Below are 25,174 nucleotides of genomic sequence, written 5' to 3'. Positions count from 1 at the left end.
TGCGGCGTTGCGGGGTCACCAATCGCATCGCCAGAACAGCGCGGCATAACCGGGCAGGCGATCGCGCGCGGCATTGTTGATGGACAGGATGATTTCGTCGCCATCCGAAATGGTCGGGAACGCCATTTCCTGATCGCCCAGATTGAACAGGCAACGCACACGCAGGTCGTCCAGCACCCGGTCGAAGACCAGCAGATCGCCTTCGGCCTGGCAGTTTTCCAGGCTGCCGAGGCGCAGCGCCGGGCATGAGTGGCGCAGGGCGAGGATCTCGCGCGTGATATTGAGCATCGACGCCGGGTCGGCATTCTGGCCGAGCACGGACCGCGCCCGGTTGGCATCGCCCAGCGGCAGCCACGGCGTTGCGGAGGTCGTGAATCCGCCCGACGGCGTGTCGTCCCACGGGATCGGGGTGCGGGCGCCATCGCGGGACAGGGTGCGCGGCCAGTTGGCGATGGCTTCGGGGTCCTTCAGCAGTTCGAACGGCAGATCATCCTGCTCCAGGCCCAATTCCTCGCCCTGATAGACGATCACCGTGCCACGCAGCGCCACCAGCAGCGCCATCTTCATCGGTGCAAAACGATCGCGGGCATCGGGCAGGCACCAGCGCGACACGGCGCGCGGTGCATCATGATTTTCAAAGGCCCAGCTTGGCCAGCCCATGCCGGGCTCATCCGGCCAGTGGGACATCACCGCGCTGACGGTCGCTGGGGTCAGCGTTGGTGCATACAGGAAATCAAAGCCATAGGCGCTGTTCATCCGCTCGGCGCCTTTGATGAAGCGTTTGATGGCGACATTGCCATCGTCGGCGCAGACTTCGGCCAGGGTGAAGATGCCGGCATATTGGTTGGTCAGCTTGCGCAGCCGTTCCAGGAAGCGCGGCGTGTGGCGGTGATATTGGCTGAAGGTCTGATGCTGATAATCGAACGGCCGCGCCACCGACGGATCGAGCACCATCGCCGGCGGATTGTCGCGCAATTCCGGGTCGTGCATCGCGAAATTGAGCGCATCGATGCGAAAGCCATCGACGCCCAGATCGAGCCAGAAGCGCGCCACATCGAGCAGGGCATCCTGCACCGCCGGGTTGTGCAGGTTGAACTGCGGCTGGCTCGGCAGGAAATTGTGCATATAATATTGGCCGCGCATGGGATCCCATTTCCAGGCTGGTCCACCGAAGATCGACTGCCAGTTGGTGGGCGGCGTGCCGTCGGCGCGGGGATCGGCCCACACATACCAGTCGGCGCGCGGATTGGTGCGGCTGCTGCGGCTTTCGGCGAACCAGGGATGATCGCTGGAGCTGTGGGAATAGACCTGATCGATCAACACCTTGAGGCCCAGGTCATGGGCGCGGGCCAGCAGGCGGACAAAGCTGTCGAGCGTGCCGAACACCGGATCGACATCGCAATAATCGGAAATATCATAGCCGAAATCGCGCATCGGCGAGGTATAGAAGGGCGACAGCCAGATCGCATCGACGCCCAGCGACGCGACATGTTCGAGGCGGCTGGTGACGCCGTCGAGATCGCCGACGCCATCGTCATTGCTGTCCTGAAAACTGCGCGGATAGATTTGATAGATGGTGGCGCCGCGCCACCAGGGCGGTGCCGCGGCCTGGGCTGATGGTTGCCTGGTCATGGTGTCTTGTTCGGGATTCTTCATCACGGGTCGATGCTACTCCAGCAATGTGTCAGCGGCGGCAAGCGCTGGTTCGGGCAGAGTGTGCAGTTGCGAAGGCCAGCAGATAGCCAGGAAAGCGTCGGGCCGGTCAACGCCACAGCCCATCCCGAAATTCTACCGGTCAGGCCAAAAGAATCAAGAGCTGTGGTCGAACCTGTTGACATTGCGTTCGTTGCTAACGGATGGTTTCCTGTACGCGTGAAGTCATTTGAAATTCCTGCCGCGCATGCAACATCAGCATTTGCGGTAGGCTGTTGTGTATGGTTGAACATCTACTCAAGCCATAGGGTTTCACAACGGTTTCGTTGAGCAAGTTTTGAATAGATTGAAGGGAGTCTGCTGTTCATGTCGATTTTTCAGAATGAATTTACCGGATATTATTGTGCCTGCACCGTCTGGGCCGTACAGCCCGGGAGGCTGGCAGCCGGGAGTCGGTCATGACGGCAGCGCGTGGCGGCGCGACGGCCGCAGTCGCCGAGCAGCAGGTCGACCCCGCAAATGCCCATAATCTGGTGTTGGCCACCGATCTGGATGGGACATTCCTGGGCGGTTCGCGTGCTGATCGCCAGGCCCTGTACGAAAGCATTTCGGCGCGGGATGATGTGCTGCTGATCTTCGTGACCGGGCGCGATCTTGCCTTCCTGCGCCGGTTGCTCGATCAGCCCGGCCTGCCGCGCCCGCGCTATATCGTCGGCGATGTCGGCACGTCGGTTTATGATGTCGAGGCCGATTTTGCGCCGGTTGCCGAGCTGGAGGCGGACATCGCGGCGCGCTGGGACAACGCCAATGCGCGCGTGCAGCAATTGCTGGCGGGCGAGCCGGGGCTGGAACTGCAGCCCGCGCAATTCCGTCACCGGGTCAGCTATTATTATGATCCCAACACCCTGCGTGAGGAAACCATCCGCAAGATCGAAGCCGCCGGCTTTGACTGTCTGTTGTCGGCTGATCTCTATCTGGATGTGCTGCCGCGCGGCATCGCCAAGGGGCCGACGCTGCGCCGCATGGTGTCAGCGCTGGGCCTGCCCGAGGATCGGGTGCTGGTGGCCGGCGACACGATGAACGATCTGTCGATGTTCACCGCCGGCTTCAAGGGCGTCGCCGTCGGCAACAGTGAACCACGGCTGGTCGCGGCCTTGCCGACGCACCCACATATGTATCGCAGTGCCGGGCACGGCGCTGCGGGCATCACGGAAGCGATCGCACATTTCGGATTGGGTGACGCCACATGAAACAATCATCGCTGGTGATCGTCTATCATCGTCAACCCTATGAGGAATATGTCGAGGATGGGGAGACGAAGTTTCGCGCCAATCGCAGCCCCAATGGCATCGTGCCAACCCTGAAAAGCTTTTTCCGTCGGCTGGCGCCGGGGGATGGCGCCTGGGTGGCGTGGAAGGAACATGATCCCGAAACCGATCCGGATTTCGATAAGATCATCCAGATCGACGATGACAATGACGGTTTCATGGTGCGGCGCCTGCCGTTGACCAAGGAACAGGTCAACAGTTTCTACCACACCACATCAAAGGCCGCCTTCTGGCCGGTGCTGCACAGCTTCCCCTGGCTCTACAGCTATGATCCGGTCGATTGGCCGGTGTTTCTCGATGTCAACCGTCGCTTTGCCGAAGCGACGGCCGCGCAGGTCGCGCCGGGCGGGCTGGCGTGGATTCACGACTATAATCTGTGGATGGTGCCGCATTATCTGCGCCGGCTGCGGCCAGACGTGAAGATCGCCTTTTTCCACCACACCCCGTTTCCCGCTGCCGATATCTTCAACGTGCTGCCGTGGCGCCTGCAGATTTTGGAAAGCCTGCTCGATTGCGACATGGTCGGTTTTCACATCCCGCGCTACGCCAAGAATTTCGCCGATCTGGCGGTCGCCATGTCAGGTGCGGTGATCACCCGAACCGCCGATGTGTCGCCATTTCTGCATGTACCGGGGCAGGCCCTGTCCGAACCGACCGTGCCGACCAACCTGCGGGCCGGATCGCGCGACATCTTGATCGACGTGTCGCCGGTGGGTGTGGATGTGCAGTTGATCGATGCCGTGCTGGCCACGGACGCCAGCCAGGCCATGCAGCAGGAGATCAGCGAAAGCCTGCGCGGCCGCAAGCTGTTCGTGTCGGTTGCACGATCCGATTACACCAAGGGCACCATCGAGGCCCTGTTGGCGTTTGAACGCTTGCTGGAACGGCGCCCGGCGCTGCGCGGTGCGGTCAAGCTGCTGTGCGTATCGGTAAAGGCCGCCAGCGGCATGACCGCCTATGACGATATCCAGCGCGATATCGAAGGCCATGTCGGCCGCATCAACGGCCAATGGTCGACGATGGACTGGACCCCGATCGTGTTCAGCTCCACCCCGATCCCGTTCGACGAGCTGCTGGCGCATTATCGGGTGGCTGATCTGTGCCTGACGACCCCTTTGCGCGATGGCATGAACCTGGTGGCCAAGGAATTCGTGGCCGCCAAGGATGGCCGGCCTGGCGCGCTGGTCATTTCGGAATTCGCTGGTTGTGCGGTCGAACTGCCGGATGCCATCTACACCAATCCCAACGGCAATCGCGATGTCGATCGCGCCATCGACGAGGCGCTGGCGATGACCGAAGCCGAAAGCGCGGCGCGCATGGCCAAGATGCGCGCATCGGTGGCGGCGCGCGATATCGGTTACTGGACGGAGCATGTCTTCGCCAATTTTGCCGCGGTCGGCTTTGCCGTCGAACCGGAACGGCGCACGCTCAGCCCGGCGGCTTGATGGTGCGATGGCTGCGCTTGCTGGCGCTGGTCAGCCTGCTGGCATTGCCGGCCCGGCCCGCCATGGCGGCGGGCGTGCGGCTGGCGATTGCCTGCGGCGCGCTCGGGCTTGAACTCACGCTGTGTCGTGACGCCACGCAGGCCTGGGCGCAGCAGACCGGCAACCAGGTGGACATCATCAACACGCCCAACAGCAGCACCGATCGCTTTGCGCTCTATGTGCAGTTGCTGGCGTCGCGTTCGCCGGACATCGATGTCTTGCAGATCGATGTGGTGTGGCCGGGGATGCTGGCCACGCATCTTGCCGATCTCACGCCGGCGCTGGGCGATCGCACCGCCGGCAATTTTCCGGCCCTGATTGCCAACAACAAAGTGGACGGCCGGCTGGTTGCGATGCCCTGGTATGTCGATGTTGGCGTGCTCTATTATCGGCAGGATCTGCTGGCAAAATATGGCCAGTCGCCGCCGCGCACCTGGGCGCAGATGGCGCGCACCGCCGCGCTGATCCAGTCCGGTGAACGCGCGGCGGGCAATGCGCGGCTGTGGGGCTTCGTGTTTCAGGGCAAGGCCTATGAAGGCCTGACCTGCAACATGCTGGAGTGGGTGGTGTCGCATGGTGGCGGCACGTTTCTTGCGGGCGACCGGCGCATCACCGTTGCCAATCCGCGGGCTGTGGCCGCGCTGAACGAGGCCAGCGGCTGGATGGGCAGCATCAGCCCGCGCGGCGTGCTGAATTATGATGAAGAAGCTGCGCGCGGGGTTTTCCAGACCGGCAATGCCGTGTTCATGCGCAACTGGCCCTATGCCTGGGCGCTGGCGCAATCGCCGGCCAGCCCGGTGCGCGGCAAGATCGGCGTGGTGGCACTGCCCCGCGGCGGGGAGGACGGCGCCAATGCCGGCACGCTGGGCGGCTGGCAATTGGCGGTGTCCCGCTATTCCCGGCATCCCCGCGAAGCCATGGCGCTGGTGCGCTATCTGACCAGCGCGGCCGTGCAGAAGGATCGTGCCATTCGCGGCGCCTACAACCCGACCATCATCGATCTCTATCAGGATCAGGCCATATTGGCGGCCAACCCGTTTTTCGCGGCGCTGCTGCCATCGCTGCAGGCGGCGGTGCCGCGCCCGGCGCGGCAGGCCGGGCCGCGTTACAACCAGGTGTCCGATGCGATCTGGCGGGCCGGGCATGATGCGCTGTCGGGCAAGGCCGAGGCCGGCGCGGCGCTGCAACAGCTGGAAACAGAGCTCGATCGGATCGCCTTTCGGGCCGGTTGGCGATGAGCGGGGCCGGGCTGACCAGCCGGCGCAGCATCTGGCTGTTTCTGGCGCCCATGCTGCTGGTGCTGCTGCTGGTCGCGGCCTGGCCGCTGGCGCGCACATTTTACTACAGCGTCACCAACGCCACGCTGGTCGACATGACCCGGCATGATTTCGTCGGGCTCAGCAATTATCTGACGTTCGTGGATGGCCGCTGGTACGGCGTGCTCAGCGATCCGCAGTGGCTGCGCGCGCTGCGCAATACCTTGGTGTTCGCGGCCGTTTCGGTCGCGCTGGAAACCGTGCTGGGCGTGGGCATCGCGTTGCTGGTCAATGCCAATCTGCCGGGGCGCGGGCTGATGCGTGCAGCGATGCTGGTGCCCTGGGCCATCCCGACGGTGGTTTCGGCGAAGATCTGGGGCTGGATGCTGAATGATCAGTTCGGCGTCATCAACGATCTGCTGCTGCGCGCCGGGCTGTTGGAAACGCCGCAGGCCTGGCTGGGCGGCTCCGGGTTGGCGATGCTGTCGATCATTATCGTCGACGTCTGGAAAACCACACCGTTCGTGGCGCTGCTGGTGCTGGCCGCGCTGCAGATGCTGCCGCGCGATTGTTACGAAGCGGCGCGGGTCGATGGCATTCATCCGGTGCGGGTGTTTTTCCGCGTCACCCTGCCGCTGATCCGCCCGGCGCTGGCGGTGGCGGTGGTGTTCCGCCTGCTCGATGCGCTGCGCATGTTCGATCTGGTCTATGTGCTCACCGGCACCAGCAGCGAGACGATGATGCTGTCGGTATATGCCCGCGAACAGCTCGTGTCGTTTCAGGATGTCGGCTATGGCTCGGCCGCGGCGTCCAGCCTGTTCCTGATCATCCTGGCTGTGACCATCGTCTATGTCGCGGTGCTGCGGCCCCTGGGCGATGAGCGATGATCTTGTCGCGGCGTACGATACGTTTGGCTGCCGGGCGCCTGGCCATCATGGCGCTGTGGATCATCCTGGCGCTGTTCCTGCTATTTCCCTTTTATTATGCGGTGGTCAGCTCGCTGCGGCCGGGCGCCGACATGTTTCAGCCGGCCTATTGGCCATCCGCGCCGACGCTGGAACATTATCGCGCCGTGCTGACGGAACAGCCGTTTGCGCGCAATATCCTCAATTCGGTGGTGGTGGCCGGCGCGGTGGTGGCCTTGTCGCTCGGCATCGGCACGCTGGCGGCCTATTCGCTGGCCCGCACGCGCTTCGTCGGGCGCCGGCTGCTGCTCTACACGGTGCTGGGCGTGTCGATGTTTCCGCAGGTCGCGGTGCTGACCGGCCTGTTCGAGATCATCCGCCTGTTCGATCTCTATAACAGCCTGTGGTCCTTGGTGTTCAGCTACATGATCTTCACGCTGCCGTTCACCGTCTGGGTGCTCACCGCCTTCATGCGCGATCTGCCGATCGAGATCGAGGAAGCCGCGATCATGGACGGGGCGACGCCGTGGATCATCGTCACCCGGATTTTCCTGCCGTTGCTGGGGCCGGCGCTGATCACCACCGGTCTGCTGGCGTTCATTGCGGCGTGGAACGAGTTTCTGTTCGCGCTCAGCTTCACGCTGACCAACGAGCAGCGCACGGTGCCGGTCGCCATCGCGCTGATCACCGGCGCCAGCCAGTATGAACTGCCGTGGGGCAATATCATGGCAGCTTCGACCATCGTGACGGTGCCGTTGATCGTGCTGGTGCTGATCTTTCAGCGCCGGCTGGTCGCGGGCCTGACGGCCGGCGCAGTGAAGGGATAGACGATGAGCGCCGTGCAATTGCGCCAGGTCGCCAAGCGGTTTGGTACCACCGAGGTGATCCGGAACGTCGATCTGGATATCAACAGCGGTGAATTCATCGTGTTCATCGGGGCATCCGGATCGGGCAAATCCACGCTGCTGCGCATGATCGCCGGGCTGGAAACCCCCAGCGCCGGGCGCATCGTCATCGATGGGGAGGATGTTACCGATCTGCCGCCATCGGCGCGCGGCATCTCGATGGTGTTTCAATCCTATGCGCTTTATCCGCACATGAGCGTCCGCGAGAATATCGGCTTTGGCCTGCAACTGGCGCGCACTGGCGGCGAGACCATTGCCCAGAAAGTCGCTGAGGCCGCGCAGATGCTGCAGATCACCGAATTGCTCGATCGCAAGCCGCGGCAATTGTCGGGTGGGCAGCGCCAGCGCGTGGCCATTGCCCGCGCCATCGTGCGCCAGCCGCGCGTGCTGCTGTTCGATGAGCCGCTGTCCAACCTGGACGCCGCCCTGCGTGCCCGCACCCGGTTGGAGCTGGCCGACATGCACCAGCGGCTGGGATCGACGATCATTTATGTGACCCACGATCAGGTGGAGGCGATGTCGCTGGCCGATCGCATGGTGATCCTGAACGGCGGCCGGATCGAGCAGGTCGGCAAGCCGAGTGAACTTTATCACCGCCCGGCCACCCGCTATGTCGCGGCGTTTCTCGGCTCACCGGCGATGAATTTCCTTGAGCCGGATCGCATCGCCGATGGCCACGCGTCCCTGGCCGGCGGCGGCGTGATCAAGCTGCCGCCGCATGCCGCCGGCGCTGCGATTGCCGCGCTGGGCATTCGCCCGGAGGATATTGCGATCGTGGATGCGGATGCGGCTGACGATGAATGCATTTCTGCGCGCATCTTCCGCGTGGAGGAACTGGGCGAGGTGAGCATCGTGCATGTGCGGCTGCTGGGCGGGCAGGAACTTGCCATCCGCAGGCAGCACGCGGGCGGGCCTGACGCTGGCCCTGACATCATGCTGTCGATCCCGGCGTCGCGCCTCCAGCTTTTCGATCAGCATGGCAAGGCGATCCATTTTCCAAAGGCCGCCCATGCCGATTGAGCGGCACAGTGGGAGTCGCGGAAGCGTCATCTATTTGTCCCTGAGGTGAAAGAATCACGCCCTAAATTCTGCCCGCGTTGGCGGCGGCGTGCGCTGCAACGCTTGAATCAGGGGCCAGACATCATGCGCAATCTGTTGAGCGCCGCCATTGCCGCCAGCCTGGCGGCCGTTTCCCCGGTGCTGCTGCCGGCACCGGCGATGGCCAGACTTGCGGTCGCGGCGACAGTGACGGCAACGGCCGAGCGTGAGGGTGACAAGATCACGCTGGGCTGGGCGGGCCTGACGGGGCCAGTGCAAGTCTATGCGCTGCCAACGGCCGATGCGGCGCAGCGCGAGGGCAGGTTGATCGGCACGGCCAGCACCGGGGACAGGCTGGTGGTGACGGCTGCCGCCAACCCGCGGCCCTATTTCCTGCTGCGTGATGCGCGGGGGCTGGATGTGCGGGTGGCAGAGCGCTTGCTGCCGCTGGAGGGCGGCAGCAATTTCCGCGATCTGGGTGGCTATCGCGGTGCTGGCGGCCGGCCAGTGCGCTGGGGGCAATTATATCGATCGGCGGTGATGGCCGCTCTGACGGCGGCGGATTTCGTCACGCTGTCCAAGCTGGGCATCCGCACCGTCTGCGATTTTCGCGCCAATGGGGAGCGCAGCCGCGATGTCGTCAACTGGCCGGCAGGCGCCGCGCCAAATATCCTGACCCGCGATTATGAGCTGGATCTGCGGCCGATGATGGCGGTGTTTGCCGGCGGTGCGACGGTCACGCCGGAACAGGCGCGCGGCGCGATGGCGGGTTTCTATCGCGAACTGCCCTTCCAGTTTGCCGGCCAATACAAGGAGATGTTTGCCGAATTGCTGGCGGGCCGGGCACCGTTGGCCTTCAATTGTTCGGCAGGCAAGGATCGCACCGGCATGGCCGCCGTGCTGATCCTGCTGGCGCTGGGGGTGGACAGGGACGTGGCGATGGCCGATTTCCTGCTGTCCAACCAATATTATCGGCCGGCCGCGCCGCGTCCCGACGCCAAGCCCGATCCCACCATGGCGATGTTTGCGCGCTTGCCGCCGGGCGTGGCGCAGGCGTTTATGGGCGTGGACCGCGCCTATATCGATGCGGCGCTGGCCGAGATCGACAAGCGTGGCGGCCTCGATCGCTATTTCACCGATGCGCTGGGCCTGGGTCCGGCTGAACGCAAGCGGCTGCAGGGCCTGTATCTGCAGCGCTGATCGGGCACGGTTCCTGCGGCTGCACGATGCACGCTGGCTTGCGCGACAGGTTGGTGCGGCCATAGATGCGGGCAGACCGCAGGAACTTCGCAGATGGCCGACAGCAGCAGGACGAACGGCATGCGCCGCATTGCGGGCGGCGACTTCACCATGGGGGCGACGGGCTGGTATCCCGAAGAATCGCCCCTGCGCCAGGTGCGGGTGGATGATTTCTGGATCGACGAAACGCCGGTGACCAATCGCGAATTTGCGCGGTTCGTGGCGGAAACCGGCCATGTCACGCTGGCGGAAATCGCGCCTGATCCCAGGGACTATCCTGGCATGAAGCCCGAACTGGCAGTGCCCGGCGCGTTGGTGTTCACGCCGACCCGTGGCCCGGTACCGCTGACCCATTATCATCTGTGGTGGCGCTTTGTGCCGGGTGCCGATTGGCGGCATCCGCAGGGGCCGGGCAGTAATCTGGATGCGCTGGATTTATGGGATCATCCGGTGGTGCAGGTGGCGTGGGCCGATGCCGCGGCCTTTGCGAAATGGGCCGGCAAGGCGCTGCCGACCGAGGCCGAGCATGAATATGCGGCGCGCGGCGGGCTGGAGGGTCGGGATTTTGCCTGGGGCGATGAACTGGCGCCGGAGGGGCGCATGCTGGCCAATTACTGGCAGGGCGAATTTCCGCATCACAACAGCGCGGCGGACGGCTGGGCCGGCACCTCGCCGGTGCGCTTCTATCCGGCCAATGGCCATGGCCTGTTCGACATGATCGGCAATGTCTGGGAATGGACGCAGGATTGGTGGCAGGACCGGCCGAGCCCGGCGCGCAAGCGCCAGCCCGGTGCCTGCTGCACCATCGAAAATCCGCGCGGGGGCCAATTGTGGGGCAGTTTCGATCCAGCGCAGCCACAGGTGAAGATCGGCCGCAAGGTGCTGAAAGGCGGGTCACATCTATGCGCGGTCAATCATTGCCAGCGCTTTCGCCCGGCGGCGCGCCACCCGGAAATGATCGATACGGCGACGACCCACATCGGCTTTCGCTGCGTCATCCGGGCATGAAGCGCGCACGTTCGGCCATGGACGCGCGCGCGGCAGCGGGGCAGGGTGAAGCCATGGCTTGCAGCATCACCCCACAATGAAACGCATCGCCATTGCCCTGTTGCTGGTGCTGGCCATCGCGGCGTTCGTGCTGTTCGACATCGGCCAATATCTTTCGCTCGACGCGCTGAAGGCCCGTCAGGCCGAATTTGCTGCGCTGCGCGATGCCCACCCGTGGCAAGTGGCTGGCGGGTTTTTCCTGATCTATGTGGCGGTGACCGCGCTGTCGTTGCCCGGCGCCGTGATCATGACGCTGGCCGGCGGGGCGCTGTTCGGGCTGGCGCTGGGCACGCTGATCGTGTCGTTTGCCTCGTCGATCGGGGCGACGTTGGCGTTTCTGGTCTCGCGCTATCTGCTGCGCGACATGGTGCAGGCGCGTTTCGGGGAGCGGCTGCGGCCGATCAACGACGGCGTGGCGCGCGATGGCGCCTTCTATCTGTTTTCACTGCGGCTGGTGCCGGTGTTCCCGTTTTTCCTCGTCAATCTGTTGATGGGGCTGACGCCGATCCGCACCGGCACATTTTATCTGGTCAGCCAGGCCGGTATGCTGCTTGGCACCATCGTCTATGTGAATGCCGGCACGCAATTGGCGGGCATCGACACGCTGGCGGATGTCGCGTCGCCGGGGTTGCTGGCGTCGTTTGCGGCGCTGGGCCTGCTGCCGTGGCTGGGGCGCTGGATCATGGCCATCATCAAGCGCCGCAAGGTGCAGGCGCGCTGGCAGCGGCCGCGCCGGTTCGATCGCAATCTGGTGGTGATCGGCGCTGGCGCGGCCGGGCTGGTGTCCTCGCTGATCGGCGCAACAGTGCGCGCCAAGGTCACGCTGGTGGAGGCCGGGGAAATGGGCGGGGACTGTCTGAACTATGGCTGCGTGCCATCGAAAGCACTGATCAAATCGGCGCGGGTGGCGCACCAGATGCGCCATGCCGATGCTTATGGCCTGTTGCCGACCGAGCCGCAGTTTGATTTTCGCGCCGTGATGGCCCGCATCCAGGCGGCCATTGCCACCATTGCCCCCAACGACAGCGTGGAACGCTACACCGGGCTGGGCGTGGATGTGGTGCCGGGCCATGCCCGCATCATCGATCCGTGGACGGTGGAAATCGCCGGCCATGATGGCAGCACCCGGCGGCTGACCACGCGCAGCATCATCCTGGCCGCCGGCGCCGCGCCGGTGGTGCCCGATCTGCCGGGGCTGGACGCACATAATCACCTGACCAGCGAGACGATGTGGGCGCATTTCGCGACGCTGGATGCGCTGCCGCGCCGGATCGTGGTGCTGGGCGGCGGGCCGATTGGCTGTGAATTGGCGCAGGCGCTGGCCCGGCTCGGCGGCGACGTCACCCAGGTCGAGCGCGGCCCCCGGCTGCTGCCGCGAGAAGATGATGATGTGGCGGCGCTGGCGCGTGCTGCGCTCGAAGCGTCGGGCGTGCAGGTGCTGACCGGGCATGAAGCAGTGCGGGTGGATGCGCCGCGCCAGTTGGTACTGCGGGCCGATGGCAGCGAACGCACCATCGCCTATGACGCGTTGATCGTGGCAGTGGGGCGCAAGGCGCGGCTGAAGGGCTATGGTCTGGAGGAACTCGGCATCGACACCGATGCACCGTTGGCGACGGATGCGCATCTGGCCACGCTGCACCCCAATATCTTCGCCGCCGGTGATATCATCGGGCCGTATCAGTTCACCCATGTCGCGTCGCATCAGGCCTGGTATGCCAGCGTGAACGCCTTGTTCGGCCATTTGCGGCAGTTCAAGGTGGATTATCGCGTCATCCCGTGGACGACCTTTCTCGATCCGGAAATCGCGCGGGTGGGCCTGAACGAGGCTGATGCCAAGGCTGCCGGCTTGCCGCACGAGGTCACACTTTATCCGCTGCACGAACTGGACCGGGCCATTGCCGACAGTGCTACCACGGGCTTCGTCAAGCTGCTGACCCCGCCGGGCAAGGACCGCATCCTGGGCGTCACCATCGTCGGCGAACATGCCGGCGAACTGCTGGCCGAATATGTGCTGGCGATGAAGCAGGGGCTGGGGCTGAACAGGATCTTGGGCACCATCCACAGCTATCCGACCATGGCAGAGGCCAACAAGTTCGCCGCCGGTGTGTGGAAGAAGAAGCATGCGCCCGAAGGCCTGCTGCGCTGGGTCGGGCGTTATCATGATTGGCGGCGCGGGTGATCGCCCAGTTTCAGGGCCTGATCGGAGTCGTTGGCATCGTTGCGCTGGCCTGGGGCTTGTCGGAGAATCGCAAGTCACGCCCCGGCTGGCGCTGGCTGGGCGGGGCGCTGCTGCTGCAACTGGCCATTGCGCTGGTGGCGACTCAGGTGCCGCTGATCTGGGCGGCGGTGGCGCAGATCAATCGCGCGGTGAGCGCCATCGAAGTCGCGACGCTGGCCGGATCGAGCTACATGTTCGGCTATCTGGGCGGCGCGCCGATCCCGTTCGTGCTGCAACCGGGGCAGGGGCCGCCGCTGGTCATCGCCTTTCAGATATTGCCGCTGATCATCGTGTTTTCGGCGCTGTCGGCGCTGCTGTGGCACTGGGGCGTGCTGCGCGTGGCGGTGAAGGGCCTGTCGTGGGCGTTGCAGCGCACGCTGGGCGTCAATGGCGTCGTTGGGCTGGCTGGCGGCGCGACGATGTTCCTGGGGGTGGTGGAAACCCCGCTGGTGCTGCGCGCCTGGCTGGGGACGATGCGGCGCAGCGATTTGTTCCTGTGCATGGTGATGATCATGGCGACGATTTCCGGTGCGATCTTGGTGCTTTATGCGACCACGCTCGGCAAGACGCTGCCCAATGCGGTTGGGCACATGATCGTTGCGTCGCTGGTGTCGTTGCCGGCGGCCGTGCTGCTCGCGCGGCTGCTGGTGCCGTGGGATGGCGCCGATGCCACCGCCGGTCCGGTCGAGCCTGACCTTGCCTATGCCGGCGCCATGGATGCCATCGTGCGCGGCGCCATGGAGGGGATGCAGCTGGTGCTGGCGGTGATCGCCATCATCATCACGGCCTTCGCGCTGGTCAATCTCGTCGATCAACTGCTGGCCTGGCTGCCTTTGGTCGATGCTGCGCCGGTCACGCTGCGCCGGCTGCTGGGCTGGCTGTTCGCGCCGGTGATGTGGGCCATCGGCGTGCCCTGGGCCGAAGCCATGGCCGCGGGCAGCCTGATGGGCACCAAGGCGATCCTGAACGAATATGTCGCCTTCCTCGATCTGGCGGCGCTCCCCGCCGGCAGCTTCACGCCGCGCAGCCTGCTCATCGTCACCTATGCGCTGTGCGGGGTGGCCAATCTGGCGAGTGTCGGCCTGATCGTGTCCACCATCGGCACGCTGGCGCCCGAGCGCCGGGCAGAGGCGGCCGGGCTGGGCCTGAAAAGCTGGTTGGCCGGCAATCTGGCGACGTTGTTGACCGGGGCAATGATCGGCCTGGTGAGTCTGGCCTGATGTTCGATGCCCGCCTGCGACCGCTGATCGATCCGCCGCTGAATGCGCTTGGCGGGGCGATGGCGCGGGCCGGGATCGCTGCCAATGCGGTGACCCTGGCTGGGATGGTGCCGGGACTGGCAGCGGCCGTGGCGATATCGCAGGAGCAGTTCATCATCGGGTTGGGGCTGGTCCTGCTCAACCGGCTGCTCGACGGGCTGGACGGGGCGGTGGCGCGGGCACATCTGTCGGATCGGGGGCCGAGCGATTTCGGCGGTTACCTCGATATCCTCGCCGATTTCCTGTTCTACACGGCGATCCCGGTCGGTTTCGGCCTCGCCGCAGCCGCCAATCTGCTGCCGGCGCTGCTGCTGGTGGCGGCCTTCACGCTGACCGGCATCAGCTTTCTGGCCTTCGCCGTGATTGCCGCCAAGCGCGGCGAGGAAACCAGCGCGCATGGCCGCAAGAGCTTTTTCTACAGCACCGGCCTGGCCGAGGGCACCGAAACCATCCTCTGCTTTGTCGCCATGTGCCTGTTGCCGCAATATTTTGCGTGGATTGCCTATGGCTACGCCGCCTTGTGTGTGCTGACCGTGTTTCAGCGCAGCGCCATGGCCTGGCAGCGCTTTGGCTCGGGTGACAAACGCGCTTAGGATGTGCCCATGATTCGCCGCACCCTGCTGATTGCCACCCTGTTCGCCGCCTTGCCGGTTCATGCGCAGGAGGTGCCGCCACCGGCGCCGCCGGCCGTGCCTGCACCTGCACCGGAGGCGCCGGCACCGGCCACGGTGAAGGTGGTGATGACCACAGCGCTGGGCCCCATCACCATCGCGCTGGAAACCGAGCGCGCGCCGATCACCGCCAGCTATATCCTGCGCCATGTCGATGAGCAGCGGCTTGATAATGCGGCCTTTTATCGGGCCTACAAGGTGACGCCGGATGGCAGCATCGGGCTGGTGCAGGGGGGCATACAGGATGGCCGCAAATTGTTGCCGCCCGTCGCCCACGAACCGACCACCACCACCGGCTTGACCCACGATGAAGGCGCGATCAGCCTGGCGCGCGGTGCGGTAGGCACAGCGCAGGCGCAATTCTTCATCATATTGGGCAACCTGAAGGCGCTGGACGCCAACCCGGCTGCCGGCGGCGACAACGCAGGCTATGCGGTGTTCGGCCGCGTGACCGAGGGCATGGATGTGGTGCGCCAGATCCTGAACGTGCCGGTGTCGGCTACCAAGGGCGACGGCGCCATGAAGGGCCAGATGATCGAAGCGCCGGTGAAGATCATCAGCGTCAAGCGGCTGGTGCCGTTGCCGCCCAAGCCGGCAGCAAAAAAGCCGGTCGTGAAAAGGCGTTAGGCCGCGTAGGGCGGCGCATGCCAGCCCTTGAGGCTGCCGGTGAAAATCTCGCAGCCGGTTTCGGTGATCCCGATACTGTGCTCGAACTGCGCCGATAGCGACCGGTCCCGCGTAACGGCCGTCCAGCCATCTTCCAGCACCTTCACCGCCGGGCCGCCGGCGTTGATCATAGGTTCGATGGTGAAGAACATGCCTGGCTGCAGCACAACGCCTCGGCCGGGGCGGCCGACATGGACGACGTTGGGGGCCGTGTGGAAATCCTTGCCCAGGCCATGCCCGCAGAAATCGCGCACCACGCTCATGCGGTTGCGTTCGGCGTGGGTCTGGATGGCGTGGCCGACATCGCCCAGCGTCTTGCCGGGCTTGGCCTGTTCGATGCCCAGCATCAGGCATTCATAGGTCACGTCCACCAGCCGGCGCGCCTTCAACGGCACATCGCCCACCAGGAACATGCGGCTGGTATCGCCGTACCAGCCATCGACCACCACCGTCACGTCGATGTTGACGATATCACCGCTTTTCAGGCGCTTGGGGCCAGGGATGCCGTGGCAGACGACATGGTTCACCGATGTGCACAGCGAATGGGAAAAGCCGCGGTAAAACACCGTGGCCGACGCTGCCCCGGCGGCGCGGACGAAATCCCAGGCCATGGTGTCGAGCTCGATCGTCGCGACTTCGGGCTGCACGAACGGCGTCAGATAATCCAGCACTTCGGCCGCCAGACGCCCGGCGTTGCGCATGCCTTCGAACCCGGCCGGCCCGTGCAGGCGCAACTGCCCCTCGTGCGGGTCCATGATGGTGGTGTAGAGCGCTTGCGTCATGGTTTCACATATAAGTCGCAGGCAAGCCCAAGTCCATCTTGCGCATGACAAGCGGGCGGCCACACCGTAAAGACGGGGCCTATGATCGAACCCATTTCCCGCATCTACACCGCTGCCCTGGTCATCATCGGGGACGAGATCCTGTCGGGCCGTACCCAGGATGCCAATGCGGCCTATCTCGCCAAGTGGTTGAGTGTGCAGGGCATTCGCCTGAAGGAAGTGCGGGTGGTTGCCGACGAGATGGACGCGATTGCCGATGCGGTGAACGCCTTGCGGGTGCAACACGACTATCTGTTCACCACCGGCGGCATCGGCCCGACGCACGATGATATCACGGTGGATGCCATTGCGGCGGCGCTGGGCCGGGCGGTGATCGTGCATCCCGATGCGCGCGCCATCCTGGAGCATCATTATGGCGACCAGTTGACCGACGCCCGGCTGCGCATGGCGCGCACCCCGGACGGCGCCAGCCTGATCGAGAATCCGCGCACCAAGGCCCCTGGCATCCGGGTGGAGAATATCTTCATCATGGCCGGCGTGCCGATGATCACGCAGGGCATGTTGGCGGCGCTGGATGGCCAGTTGCCGGGTGGGCAACCGGTGCTGTCGCGCACGGTGGCGGCGTGGACGCAGGAGAGCCAGGCGGCGGACGTGCTGAGCCGGGTGGAGCGCGCCAATCCGGGTGTGCAGATCGGCAGCTACCCGTTCTGGCGCGAAGGCAAGACTGGCGCGAACTTCGTCATGCGGTCAACGAGTTTGGATCAATTGGCCGTGGTGGCCGAAATGCTGATGGCTGAATTGGCGCAAAACGATATCACGCCGATAGACGGGGAACTTTGAGGCTTTCGCCATGACATTGATCCGCTGGGTTTTTCTGCTCGCTTTGGCGCTGGCCTTCGTGCTGCTGGCCGTGTCGAACTGGACGATGGTGCCGTTCGTGCTGCCTGATGGCCGTCCGGCCGCCGTGCCGCTGCCGTTGCTGATGGCGGCGGCATTCGTGGCCGGCGTGATCCCGACCTGGATCTGGCATGCGCTGCTGCGGCCGATGGCCGGCAAGAGCCGCAGCCGCCGTGCGGAAAAGGCGGAGCGGACAGATGTGGCGCCAAGCCTGGGCCAACCCGGCATCGTGCCGCCGGCCGGCGCGTGAAACTGCGCTGAACAATGGCCGACAATCGGGTTTATGTGGCCGCAGATGTGGCATCGGTGGCCGACGCGCGGGCGCTGGTGGCCGATGTCTGGCCGCATGTGGCCGGATTGAAGCTCGGCCTGGAGTTTTTCTGCGCGCACGGGCCGGCGGGCATCGCGGCGGTGATGGATGGCTGCCCGTTGCCGCTGTTTCTCGATCTGAAGCTGCATGACATTCCCAACACCGTGGCCGGCGCGGTGGCCAGTCTGGCGCCGCTGGCCCCGGCGATCTTGACCGTGCATGCCGCTGGTGGGGCCGCGATGCTGGCCGCCGCGCGTGCTGCCGCGCCGCCGGCCACCCGCGTGGTGGCGGTGACGGTGCTGACCAGTCTGGATGACGATGATCTGCTCAGCGCCGGTGTCGCCGATGGCAGCGCGGCGCAGGCGCAGCGGTTGGCGCGGCTGACACGCGATGCTGGTCTGGATGGCATTGTCTGTTCGCCGCACGAGGTCGCTGCGGTGCAGGCGCTGTGGCCGGCTGGCCTGTTCGTGGTGCCCGGCGTGCGGCCAGCGGGCAGCGCGGTGGGTGACCAGAAACGCGTGATGACACCGCGTGAGGCCCGCGATGCCGGCGCCGGCGTGCTGGTGATTGGCCGGCCGATCACCGCGGCGCCCGACAAGGCAGCGGCAGCGGCTGCGATTGCCGTCAGCCTGGCATGAGCCACACGCCGTTCAAGATCTGCGGCGTGAAGACGCATGATGTGCTCGATGCCTCGGTTGCGTCGGGCGCGGCGCATATCGGCTTCAATTTCTTCGCGCCCAGCCCGCGTTATGTCGATCCGGCGCAGGCGGCGCCGTTGATTGCGCGGGTGCCGGCGAATGTCGGCCGGGTGGCGGTGCTGGTGGCGCCCGATGATGCGCTGGTGGCGGCGGTGGTCGCCGCCGGCATCAGCATCCTGCAATTGCATGATGTGACGCCGCAGCGGCTGGCCGAGCTGAAATCGCGCCACAATCTGCCTGTGTGGCTGGCCGCCGGGGTGCGCACCCGTGCCGATATTGCCGCGGCGGAGCGGCATGCCGGCCCGGCCGACCTGTTGCTCCTCGATGCCAAAGCGCCTAACGACGCGCCATTGCCGGGCGGCAACGGCCTGGCCTTTGATTGGCGCTTGCTGGTCGAAGGCCGGCCCCGGCGGGCGTTTGGCCTGGCGGGCGGCTTGCGGATCGACACGGTGGCCGATGCCATCCAGACGGTGGCGCCGGCGTTGGTCGATGTGGCTTCGGGTGTGGAAGAGGGTGCAGGCGTGAAATCGGTGAACAAGATCATGGCCTTTGCCAATGCCGTGAGGGCAGCATGAACGTGCAGACCCCTTCGCTGCGCGCCGGCCCTGACGAACGGGGCCACTTCGGCCAGTTCGGCGGGCGTTATGTCGCCGAAACGCTGATGCCGCTGATCCTGGATCTGGAAAAGGCCTATACGGCGGCGAAAGCCGATCCCGCCTTTCGCGCCGAGTTCGACGATCTGCTCACCCATTATGTCGGCCGCCCCAGCCCGCTCTATTTCGCGGAGCGGCTTACGGAACATCTGGGGGGCGCGAAAATCTATCTGAAGCGCGATGAACTGAATCACACCGGCGCGCACAAGATCAACAATTGCATCGGCCAGATTTTGCTCGCCAAGCGCATGGGCAAGACGCGGATCATCGCGGAGACCGGCGCCGGCCAGCATGGCGTGGCGACCGCCACCGTCGCGGCGCGCTTTGGCCTTCCCTGCACCATCTTCATGGGCGCGCGCGATATCGAGCGGCAGGCGCCCAATGTGTTCCGCATGAAATTGCTGGGCGCCGAAGTGCGCGCCGTGGAATCCGGCAGCCGCACGTTGAAGGATGCGATGAACGAAGCGCTGCGCGATTGGGTGACCAATGTGCACGACACCTTCTACATCATCGGCACCGCGGCCGGCCCGCACCCCTATCCGGAGCTGGTGCGAGATTTCCAGAGCGTGATCGGCACCGAGGCGCGCGCACAGATATTGGAACGCGAAGGCCGGCTGCCCGACCTGCTGGTGGCAGCGATTGGTGGCGGATCGAATGCCATCGGCCTGTTCCATCCATTCCTGGATGACGATGTGCGCATGATCGGCGTGGAAGCCGCCGGCCATGGCCTCAACACCACCGAACATGCTGCATCCTTGGCGGGGGGGCGCGCCGGCGTGTTGCACGGCAACAAGACGATGCTGCTGCAGGACGAAGACGGCCAGATCACCGAGGCGCACAGCATTTCCGCCGGGCTGGATTATCCCGGCATCGGCCCCGAACATGCCTGGCTACATGCGATTGGCCGGGTGGAATATCAGAGCGCGACCGATGGCGATGCGCTGGACGCGTTCCAGATGATGTGCCGGGTGGAAGGCATCATCCCGGCGCTGGAGCCGGCGCACGCGCTGGCCGCGGTGGCGCGGATTGCGCCGACGATGGACCGGGAACAGATCATCATTGCGAACCTGTGCGGGCGCGGTGACAAGGATATTTTCACGGTGGCCGAAGCGCTTGGGGTAAAGTTGCTGTGAGGGGTCTCGGCGCATGAGCGACCGGCTCGCCACCCGCTTCGCCGCCTGCGCAGCCGAGAGCCGCGCAGCGCTGGTGACGTTTATTACCGCCGGTGATCCCGATCTGGCCACCAGCGCACAAATCCTGGCCGGGCTGCCGGCCGCCGGTGCGGACATCATCGAACTGGGCATGCCGTTCACCGATCCGATGGCCGATGGTCCGGCGATCCAGCGCGGCAATATCCGCAGTCTGGGCGGCGGCACGACCCTGAAAGACCTGATCGCGATGGTGTGCACGTTCCGCGAGACGGACAACGCCACGCCGGTGGTGCTGATGGGTTATTTCAACCCGATCCTAAGCTTCGGCCCGGAACGCTTTGCCGCCGAGGCCAAGGCGGCCGGCATCGATGGCTGCATCGTCGTCGATCTGCCGCCCGAAGAAGCCGCCGAACTGGTGCCGGCGCTCACCGCGCATGGCCTGCATCTGGTGCGGCTGGCGACGCCGACCACCGATGCGGCGCGGTTGCCGGCGGTGCTCGACGGTGCGTCGGGGTTTCTCTATTATGTGTCCGTGGCGGGCGTTACTGGCGCGGGCAGTGCCCAGGCCGGCGATGTGGCCGCTGCCGTGGCGCGCCTGAAGGCCGCCACGTCTCTGCCGATTGCCGTCGGTTTCGGGGTGCGCACGCCGGACCAGGCCGCCGCCGTGGCGCGCTGCGCCGATGCGGTGGTGGTGGGCAGCGCCATCGTTGATGCCATTGGCGATGCGGCGGAAGCCCGCGCCAATGATATACCGGCGCGAGTCGCCGCCCAGGTCAGCGCCCTGGCGCAGGCCGTGAGAAACGCCCGCAAGGAGCAAGCAGCATGAGCTGGATCACCCGCACCCGTCAGCAACTCACCGGCTTTCTCGCCAAGCGCGACACGCCGGAAAATCTGTGGACCAAGTGCAAGAATTGCGGCGCCATGGTCTATACCAAGGAGTGGGAGGACAATGATCATGTCTGCCCGCGCTGTGACCATCATGATCGCATCGGTGGCCGCGCGCGCTTTGCGCAGCTTTTTGATGGCGACTATCGCCTGCTCGCCGCGCCGCGCGTCGCCGAGGACCCGCTGAAGTTCAAGGATCAGAAGCGTTATGTCGATCGGCTGAAGGCCGCGCGGGCGCAGACTGGTGAACAGGATGCGATGCTGTGCGCCGATGGCACCATCACCGGCCACCGCGCAGTCGTCGGCGTGCAGGATTTCGCCTTCATGGGCGGATCGATGGGCATGTCGGTGGGCGAGACATTTCTGTCCGGCGTCGATGCGGCGCTGGCCGCCAAATGCCCTTTCATCATGTTCACCGCTGCCGGCGGCGCGCGCATGCAGGAGGGCATCTTGTCCCTGATGCAGATGCCGCGCACCACCGTGGGTATCCAGATGCTGAAGGATGCCGGCCTGCCCTATATTGTCGTGCTGACTGATCCGACCACCGGCGGCGTCACGGCCAGCTATGCGATGCTGGGCGATATCCAGATTGCCGAGCCCAATGCGTTGATCGGTTTTGCCGGGCAGCGGGTGATCGAGCAGACCATCCGCGAGAAATTGCCGGAAGGCTTCCAGCGCGCCGAATATCTGCTGGAGCACGGCATGCTCGATATGGTCGTGCACCGCCGCGACCTGAAGCCCACCTTGGGCCAGTTGATTGGCCTGTTGATGGCGCGGCGGCTGGCGGCGTGAGTTTGGCCGGGGGGCCTGTAACGCCGCCCGCAGGCGCGCGCATGCCGCCGGCGCGGTCGGACAATCCGGCGCTCGATGCGTTGCTGAAGAAGGCCTATGACCTTCATCCGACCGAAATCGACCTGACGCTGGGCCGGCTGGAGCGGTTGCTCGACCGGCTCGGCAACCCGCACCATCGCCTGCCGCCGGTGTTTCATGTCGCGGGCACCAACGGCAAGGGATCGACCTGTGCGCTGCTGCGCGCCTGCCTGGAAGCGCATGGCCACCGCGTGCATGTCTATACCAGCCCCCATCTGGTGCGGTTCAACGAGCGGATCCGGCTGGCCGGGCAGTTGGTCGCCGATGATGCGCTGATCGTGCTGCTGAAGGATGTGATTGGCCGCAATGGCGAAGCGCCGATCACGTTCTTTGAGCTGACCACGGCGGCGGCGTTCCTGGCCTATGCCACCATTCCGGCCGATGCCTGCATCATCGAAGTCGGCATGGGCGGGCGTATGGATGCGACCAATGTAATGCCGGATGTGCTGGTGTCGGGCATCACCCAGTTGGGGCTGGACCATCAGCAGTGGCTGGGGCCGACCATCCTCGATATCGCGCGGGAAAAGGCCGGCATCGCCAAGCGCGGCGTGCCGCTGGTGACCGGGCGCCACCCGGCGGCCGTGACGGCGCGCATTGCCGAAGTCGCCGGCCTGGCCGGCGCCCGGCTGGCGATTCGCGGCCAGGATTGGGATGCGGCGCTGTATGAAGGCCAGTTGCATTATCGCGACGATGCCGGGCGCATGGCCCTGCCGCTGCCGCGGCTGACCGGCCTGCATCAGCATGACAATGCCGCGCTGGCAGTGGCGATGCTGCGTGCACAAACGGCGTTGCCGATCAAGGACGCGGCGTTCAAGGCCGGCATGGGCTGGGCGGAATGGCCGGCGCGGCTGCAGCGGTTGGACACCGGCCCACTACCCGATCTGCTGCCGGCGGGATCGAGCCTGTGGGTGGATGGCGGCCATAATCCGGCGGCGGGCAAGGCGCTGGCCGAAGCGGTGCGGCCGTTGCTGCAACCGGGCCAGCGCCTGGTGGTCGTGGCCGGCATGCTGGCCGCCAAGGATGCCGAAGGGTTCATCAAGCCGTTCGCCGGCATGGCCAGTGCGCTTTATGCTGTACCGGTGCCGGGGCACGCGGCGCATGATCCATCGTGGCTGGCGGCAAGCGCATCGGCCATGGGCATGGCGGCAGTGACCGCGCCCGATCTGCGGCTGGCGTTGAAAGCGATCGCGCGTAACAGCGAAACGCCACCATTGGTGCTGGTGACCGGGTCGCTGCATCTGGCCGGCCGGGCGCTGGCGCTGAACGGGCAGGCGCCGGTTTGATCCCTTGTTGATCCTCCCCTCTGAGGGGAGGTGCCGAGCAACGCGAGGCGGAGGGGTTGCGCGTGGAGGGACATTCGCGCCGCAGCATTCGCGAGCGCCACCCCTCCGTCAGCCTGCGGCTGCCACCTCCCCTTGCAGGGGAGGATCTTTAGACTCGCCGCACCAGCAGCGCGACGGTTCCCAGCCACGGCACATCGGCCAGCACCTGCTGCCGCGCGCCCGGTGTGGTGGGGAGAAGCTGGATTCGGCTGCCCTCGACCGCGATCAGCCGACCGAAGGCGAAGCGGCCGGCGGGGCGGGGGCAGATGATGTCGCGGTTGATGGCGGTGGCGAACTGGCCCGGCGTCACGCGGCGCGCCCACAGCTCATCGCCGGCACGATAATCGCCCTGGGCGGTTTCGACGATCAGGCCGATCAGGTCGCCCTGCGGTTGCGGCGGCACCAGCGTGCGTGGGCGTTCGGGCGCATCCACGCCATTGGCACCGATGATGGCAGCGACCGGCACATCGGCGCGATCGGGCATGGTGACGAGCGTGGAAACAGCCACGCCCATGGCGGCGGCAATGCGTTCCAGCCAGTCGATGGAAACGGTCCGCATGCCGGTTTCCAGGCGGCCGATGGTCTGCGGCGTCGTCGGCGGATCGCAGGCAGCGGCAACATCGGCAAGGGTGAGCCCGCGGCTCTTGCGGACATCGCGGATGCGGGTGAGCATGGCTGGTTCCTTTGAATAACCTACCTGGTTATCTCTGTCCTACAGCATGGGGGTTATGCAAGAGGGTGGAGCGAAATTTCTCGCCACGAAGGAGAATTAGATGGCCAATCAGGTTCGTGATGATGCCGATGTGCTGCCACCCACCGAAAATCGCCTGATCGGCACGCGCACGCTGGCCAGCCCGGATGTGATCGACCGGGCAACGGTGACGGTGAACCATGCCGAACAGCCGCTGGCCTGGCTGGCGCGGCGCGGGCATATCAGTGCGGTGCAATTGCGGGCATCGGAACGGCTGCGGCGCGATTTCCATCTGGCGCAACTCGGCCCGCGGCTGACGATGCGCTGGGATCCGTTGCCGGCCGTTAAGCGCAGTGGTGGTGGGGCTGAGCCCAGCGGCGGGCAGATTGCGGCGCGACAGCGCTTTGACGCAGCGGTGGCCGCCTGCGGACCAGGGCTGAGCGACGTGCTGTGGCGGGTGGTGTGCATGGGCGAAGGGCTGGGAACTGCCGAACAGGCGCTGGGTTGGCCAACAAGGTCCGGAAAGCTGGTGCTGACACTGGCGCTCGACCGGTTGGTCGGCCATTATGGCCTCGATGCTGCGGAGTGAATGATATGCGTGCTGTCTGGATGTTACCCCTGTTGATGCTGGCCGCCTGTGGGCCGAAAACGGAATCCTTGGGCCGGGTGGGCGGTGCGCCGCCGTCGATGATGTTGAACACGCGACTGCTGACCCCGGATGGCAACAGCCTTGGCGAAGCGGAATTGCTGCAGATGGCCGATGGCGTGCAGTTCATCGCGCGGGTGAAGGGCCTGCCTGCCGGCACCTATGCGATGCATCTTCATGCGGTCGGGCGGTGCGTGGGGCCGGATTTCACCAGCGCCGGGCCGCATTTCAACCCGGAAGGCAAACAGCACGGGCGCGACAATCCGATGGGCGCCCATGCCGGCGATCTGCCCAACATCGTGGTCGATGCGAACATGGTGGGTGATGTGAACATCATGCTGCCGGGGCTGCGGCTGGCCGATGGTGCCAATCCGCTGCTTGATGCCGATGGCGCCGCGGTGGTGGTGCATGCCAAGGCCGATGATTATCGCAGCGATCCGGCGGGCAATGCCGGGACGCGGATCGCCTGTGGCGAATTGAAAAAATCGGCAAATGGGGCGACTGACGGGGCTTGAACCCGCGACCTCTGGTACCACAAACCAGCGCTCTAACCAACTGAGCTACAGTCGCCGCAGCCTTTCGGCAGGGAGGGCGGGATAA

The 25,174-nt window shown here is 65.4% G+C and carries 25 protein-coding genes and 1 tRNA gene; 22 read left to right on the top strand and 4 right to left on the bottom strand.

Features of this window, described 5'->3' with window-relative positions:
- Nucleotides 1-15 precede the first annotated feature (15 nt).
- Nucleotides 16-1,656 carry an alpha-amylase family glycosyl hydrolase gene (locus ACTIEZ_RS10215; RefSeq protein WP_439546594.1) on the bottom strand — a complete coding sequence of 547 codons (1,641 nt, stop codon included), beginning with the start codon at nt 1,654-1,656 and terminating at the stop codon, nt 16-18.
- Between the two features lie 455 nt (nt 1,657-2,111).
- Between ACTIEZ_RS10215 and ACTIEZ_RS10210 the strand changes: the two genes are divergently transcribed.
- The 12 genes from ACTIEZ_RS10210 to ACTIEZ_RS10155 all read left to right on the top strand — a co-directional run bounded on the left by ACTIEZ_RS10210 (nt 2,112) and on the right by ACTIEZ_RS10155 (nt 15,630).
- On the top strand, nt 2,112-2,903 hold the full coding sequence (locus ACTIEZ_RS10210) for an HAD-IIB family hydrolase (protein ID WP_439546571.1): 792 nt from the start codon (nt 2,112-2,114) through the stop codon (nt 2,901-2,903).
- The gene (ggpS, locus tag ACTIEZ_RS10205) at nt 2,900-4,426 is read left to right on the top strand and encodes a glucosylglycerol-phosphate synthase (protein ID WP_439546570.1); all 1,527 of its coding nucleotides are present in this window, start codon (nt 2,900-2,902) and stop codon (nt 4,424-4,426) included. The genes ACTIEZ_RS10210 and ggpS overlap by 4 nt, the downstream gene beginning before the upstream one ends.
- Nucleotides 4,426-5,703, top strand: coding sequence for an ABC transporter substrate-binding protein (locus tag ACTIEZ_RS10200; protein WP_439546569.1), 1,278 nt, complete (start codon nt 4,426-4,428; stop codon nt 5,701-5,703). Before ggpS ends, ACTIEZ_RS10200 begins: the two co-directional genes overlap by 1 nt.
- The gene (locus ACTIEZ_RS10195; RefSeq protein WP_439546568.1) at nt 5,700-6,608 is read left to right on the top strand and encodes a carbohydrate ABC transporter permease; all 909 of its coding nucleotides are present in this window, start codon (nt 5,700-5,702) and stop codon (nt 6,606-6,608) included. The genes ACTIEZ_RS10200 and ACTIEZ_RS10195 overlap by 4 nt, the downstream gene beginning before the upstream one ends.
- A 23-nt stretch (nt 6,609-6,631) precedes the next feature.
- On the top strand, nt 6,632-7,453 hold the full coding sequence (locus tag ACTIEZ_RS10190) for a carbohydrate ABC transporter permease (RefSeq protein ID WP_439546567.1): 822 nt from the start codon (nt 6,632-6,634) through the stop codon (nt 7,451-7,453).
- A 3-nt stretch (nt 7,454-7,456) separates the two neighbouring features.
- Nucleotides 7,457-8,551 carry an ABC transporter ATP-binding protein gene (locus ACTIEZ_RS10185; protein ID WP_439546566.1) on the top strand — a complete coding sequence of 365 codons (1,095 nt, stop codon included), beginning with the start codon at nt 7,457-7,459 and terminating at the stop codon, nt 8,549-8,551.
- Between the two features lie 123 nt (nt 8,552-8,674).
- Nucleotides 8,675-9,769, top strand: a complete 1,095-nt coding sequence (locus ACTIEZ_RS10180) for a tyrosine-protein phosphatase (RefSeq protein WP_439546565.1) — start codon at nt 8,675-8,677, stop codon at nt 9,767-9,769.
- 120 nt (nt 9,770-9,889) lie between these two features.
- Nucleotides 9,890-10,816 (top strand): formylglycine-generating enzyme family protein, encoded by a 927-nt coding sequence (locus tag ACTIEZ_RS10175; RefSeq protein ID WP_439546564.1) that lies wholly within the window; start codon nt 9,890-9,892, stop codon nt 10,814-10,816.
- Nucleotides 10,817-10,892: 76 nt separating this feature from the next.
- Entirely contained in the window at nt 10,893-13,034 is a 2,142-nt protein-coding gene (locus ACTIEZ_RS10170; protein WP_439546563.1) for an FAD-dependent oxidoreductase, read from the top strand.
- A complete protein-coding gene (locus ACTIEZ_RS10165; RefSeq protein ID WP_439546562.1) occupies nt 13,031-14,293 on the top strand; it encodes a NupC/NupG family nucleoside CNT transporter in 1,263 nt (420 codons plus the stop codon). Before ACTIEZ_RS10170 ends, ACTIEZ_RS10165 begins: the two co-directional genes overlap by 4 nt.
- Complete coding sequence (locus tag ACTIEZ_RS10160) at nt 14,293-14,925, top strand: CDP-alcohol phosphatidyltransferase family protein (RefSeq protein WP_439546561.1); 633 nt, start codon at nt 14,293-14,295, stop codon at nt 14,923-14,925. Before ACTIEZ_RS10165 ends, ACTIEZ_RS10160 begins: the two co-directional genes overlap by 1 nt.
- Before the next feature lie 9 nt (nt 14,926-14,934).
- Entirely contained in the window at nt 14,935-15,630 is a 696-nt protein-coding gene (locus ACTIEZ_RS10155) for a peptidylprolyl isomerase (protein WP_439546560.1), read from the top strand.
- On the opposite strand, the gene map is transcribed toward ACTIEZ_RS10155, so the two are convergent.
- Nucleotides 15,627-16,451: a type I methionyl aminopeptidase gene (map, locus tag ACTIEZ_RS10150; RefSeq protein WP_439546559.1), complete on the bottom strand. Its 825-nt coding sequence runs from the start codon at nt 16,449-16,451 to the stop codon at nt 15,627-15,629. The genes ACTIEZ_RS10155 and map overlap by 4 nt on opposite strands.
- Nucleotides 16,452-16,532: 81 nt before the next feature.
- Between map and ACTIEZ_RS10145 the strand changes: the two genes are divergently transcribed.
- Genes ACTIEZ_RS10145 through ACTIEZ_RS10110 form a run of 8 tightly spaced genes read left to right on the top strand, consistent with a single transcriptional unit; the run spans nt 16,533 to nt 23,198 of the window.
- Nucleotides 16,533-17,291, top strand: coding sequence for a competence/damage-inducible protein A (locus ACTIEZ_RS10145; RefSeq protein WP_439546558.1), 759 nt, complete (start codon nt 16,533-16,535; stop codon nt 17,289-17,291).
- Nucleotides 17,292-17,301: 10 nt separating this feature from the next.
- Nucleotides 17,302-17,598 carry a hypothetical protein gene (locus ACTIEZ_RS10140; RefSeq protein WP_439546557.1) on the top strand — a complete coding sequence of 99 codons (297 nt, stop codon included), beginning with the start codon at nt 17,302-17,304 and terminating at the stop codon, nt 17,596-17,598.
- Between the two features lie 14 nt (nt 17,599-17,612).
- Nucleotides 17,613-18,296, top strand: a complete 684-nt coding sequence (gene pyrF / locus ACTIEZ_RS10135; protein ID WP_439546556.1) for an orotidine-5'-phosphate decarboxylase — start codon at nt 17,613-17,615, stop codon at nt 18,294-18,296.
- A complete protein-coding gene (locus tag ACTIEZ_RS10130) occupies nt 18,293-18,931 on the top strand; it encodes a phosphoribosylanthranilate isomerase (RefSeq protein ID WP_439546555.1) in 639 nt (212 codons plus the stop codon). The genes pyrF and ACTIEZ_RS10130 overlap by 4 nt, the downstream gene beginning before the upstream one ends.
- Nucleotides 18,928-20,142 (top strand): tryptophan synthase subunit beta, encoded by a 1,215-nt coding sequence (gene trpB, locus ACTIEZ_RS10125; protein WP_439546554.1) that lies wholly within the window; start codon nt 18,928-18,930, stop codon nt 20,140-20,142. The genes ACTIEZ_RS10130 and trpB overlap by 4 nt, the downstream gene beginning before the upstream one ends.
- A gap of 13 nt (nt 20,143-20,155) precedes the next feature.
- Nucleotides 20,156-20,986, top strand: coding sequence for a tryptophan synthase subunit alpha (trpA, locus tag ACTIEZ_RS10120; RefSeq protein ID WP_439546553.1), 831 nt, complete (start codon nt 20,156-20,158; stop codon nt 20,984-20,986).
- Nucleotides 20,983-21,837: an acetyl-CoA carboxylase, carboxyltransferase subunit beta gene (gene accD / locus ACTIEZ_RS10115; protein WP_439546552.1), complete on the top strand. Its 855-nt coding sequence runs from the start codon at nt 20,983-20,985 to the stop codon at nt 21,835-21,837. Before trpA ends, accD begins: the two co-directional genes overlap by 4 nt.
- Nucleotides 21,838-21,878: 41 nt before the next feature.
- The gene (locus ACTIEZ_RS10110) at nt 21,879-23,198 is read left to right on the top strand and encodes a bifunctional folylpolyglutamate synthase/dihydrofolate synthase (protein ID WP_439546551.1); all 1,320 of its coding nucleotides are present in this window, start codon (nt 21,879-21,881) and stop codon (nt 23,196-23,198) included.
- A 148-nt stretch (nt 23,199-23,346) separates the two neighbouring features.
- On the opposite strand, the gene ACTIEZ_RS10105 is transcribed toward ACTIEZ_RS10110, so the two are convergent.
- Nucleotides 23,347-23,910, bottom strand: coding sequence for a helix-turn-helix domain-containing protein (locus ACTIEZ_RS10105; RefSeq protein ID WP_439546550.1), 564 nt, complete (start codon nt 23,908-23,910; stop codon nt 23,347-23,349).
- A gap of 100 nt (nt 23,911-24,010) precedes the next feature.
- Between ACTIEZ_RS10105 and ACTIEZ_RS10100 the strand changes: the two genes are divergently transcribed.
- Nucleotides 24,011-24,517, top strand: a complete 507-nt coding sequence (locus tag ACTIEZ_RS10100; RefSeq protein WP_439546549.1) for a DUF6456 domain-containing protein — start codon at nt 24,011-24,013, stop codon at nt 24,515-24,517.
- A 5-nt stretch (nt 24,518-24,522) separates the two neighbouring features.
- On the top strand, nt 24,523-25,089 hold the full coding sequence (locus ACTIEZ_RS10095) for a superoxide dismutase family protein (RefSeq protein ID WP_439546548.1): 567 nt from the start codon (nt 24,523-24,525) through the stop codon (nt 25,087-25,089).
- Here the strand turns inward: ACTIEZ_RS10095 and ACTIEZ_RS10090 are convergent.
- Nucleotides 25,068-25,144 (bottom strand) — tRNA-His (locus tag ACTIEZ_RS10090). The two genes, ACTIEZ_RS10095 and ACTIEZ_RS10090, sit on opposite strands and share 22 nt — an antisense overlap.
- Nucleotides 25,145-25,174: the final 30 nt, after the last annotated feature.

The organism is Sandarakinorhabdus sp., from assembly GCF_051860625.1.
Classification (GTDB): Bacteria; Pseudomonadota; Alphaproteobacteria; order Sphingomonadales; family Sphingomonadaceae; genus Sandarakinorhabdus.
This window is presented reverse-complemented; position numbering and strand designations above follow the sequence as displayed.

Coding starts and splice junctions, on each gene's coding strand:
- ACTIEZ_RS10215 (WP_439546594.1), bottom strand. CDS start 1,656: ATGAAGAATCCCGAACAAGACACCATGACCAGGCAACCATCAGCCCAG.
- ACTIEZ_RS10210 (WP_439546571.1), top strand. CDS start 2,112: ATGACGGCAGCGCGTGGCGGCGCGACGGCCGCAGTCGCCGAGCAGCAG.
- ggpS (WP_439546570.1), top strand. CDS start 2,900: ATGAAACAATCATCGCTGGTGATCGTCTATCATCGTCAACCCTATGAG.
- ACTIEZ_RS10200 (WP_439546569.1), top strand. CDS start 4,426: ATGGTGCGATGGCTGCGCTTGCTGGCGCTGGTCAGCCTGCTGGCATTG.
- ACTIEZ_RS10195 (WP_439546568.1), top strand. CDS start 5,700: ATGAGCGGGGCCGGGCTGACCAGCCGGCGCAGCATCTGGCTGTTTCTG.
- ACTIEZ_RS10185 (WP_439546566.1), top strand. CDS start 7,457: ATGAGCGCCGTGCAATTGCGCCAGGTCGCCAAGCGGTTTGGTACCACC.
- ACTIEZ_RS10180 (WP_439546565.1), top strand. CDS start 8,675: ATGCGCAATCTGTTGAGCGCCGCCATTGCCGCCAGCCTGGCGGCCGTT.
- ACTIEZ_RS10175 (WP_439546564.1), top strand. CDS start 9,890: ATGCGCCGCATTGCGGGCGGCGACTTCACCATGGGGGCGACGGGCTGG.
- ACTIEZ_RS10170 (WP_439546563.1), top strand. CDS start 10,893: ATGAAACGCATCGCCATTGCCCTGTTGCTGGTGCTGGCCATCGCGGCG.
- ACTIEZ_RS10160 (WP_439546561.1), top strand. CDS start 14,293: ATGTTCGATGCCCGCCTGCGACCGCTGATCGATCCGCCGCTGAATGCG.
- ACTIEZ_RS10155 (WP_439546560.1), top strand. CDS start 14,935: ATGATTCGCCGCACCCTGCTGATTGCCACCCTGTTCGCCGCCTTGCCG.
- map (WP_439546559.1), bottom strand. CDS start 16,451: ATGACGCAAGCGCTCTACACCACCATCATGGACCCGCACGAGGGGCAG.
- ACTIEZ_RS10145 (WP_439546558.1), top strand. CDS start 16,533: ATGATCGAACCCATTTCCCGCATCTACACCGCTGCCCTGGTCATCATC.
- ACTIEZ_RS10140 (WP_439546557.1), top strand. CDS start 17,302: ATGACATTGATCCGCTGGGTTTTTCTGCTCGCTTTGGCGCTGGCCTTC.
- pyrF (WP_439546556.1), top strand. CDS start 17,613: ATGGCCGACAATCGGGTTTATGTGGCCGCAGATGTGGCATCGGTGGCC.
- ACTIEZ_RS10130 (WP_439546555.1), top strand. CDS start 18,293: ATGAGCCACACGCCGTTCAAGATCTGCGGCGTGAAGACGCATGATGTG.
- trpB (WP_439546554.1), top strand. CDS start 18,928: ATGAACGTGCAGACCCCTTCGCTGCGCGCCGGCCCTGACGAACGGGGC.
- trpA (WP_439546553.1), top strand. CDS start 20,156: ATGAGCGACCGGCTCGCCACCCGCTTCGCCGCCTGCGCAGCCGAGAGC.
- accD (WP_439546552.1), top strand. CDS start 20,983: ATGAGCTGGATCACCCGCACCCGTCAGCAACTCACCGGCTTTCTCGCC.
- ACTIEZ_RS10110 (WP_439546551.1), top strand. CDS start 21,879: ATGCCGCCGGCGCGGTCGGACAATCCGGCGCTCGATGCGTTGCTGAAG.
- ACTIEZ_RS10105 (WP_439546550.1), bottom strand. CDS start 23,910: ATGCTCACCCGCATCCGCGATGTCCGCAAGAGCCGCGGGCTCACCCTT.
- ACTIEZ_RS10100 (WP_439546549.1), top strand. CDS start 24,011: ATGGCCAATCAGGTTCGTGATGATGCCGATGTGCTGCCACCCACCGAA.
- ACTIEZ_RS10095 (WP_439546548.1), top strand. CDS start 24,523: ATGCGTGCTGTCTGGATGTTACCCCTGTTGATGCTGGCCGCCTGTGGG.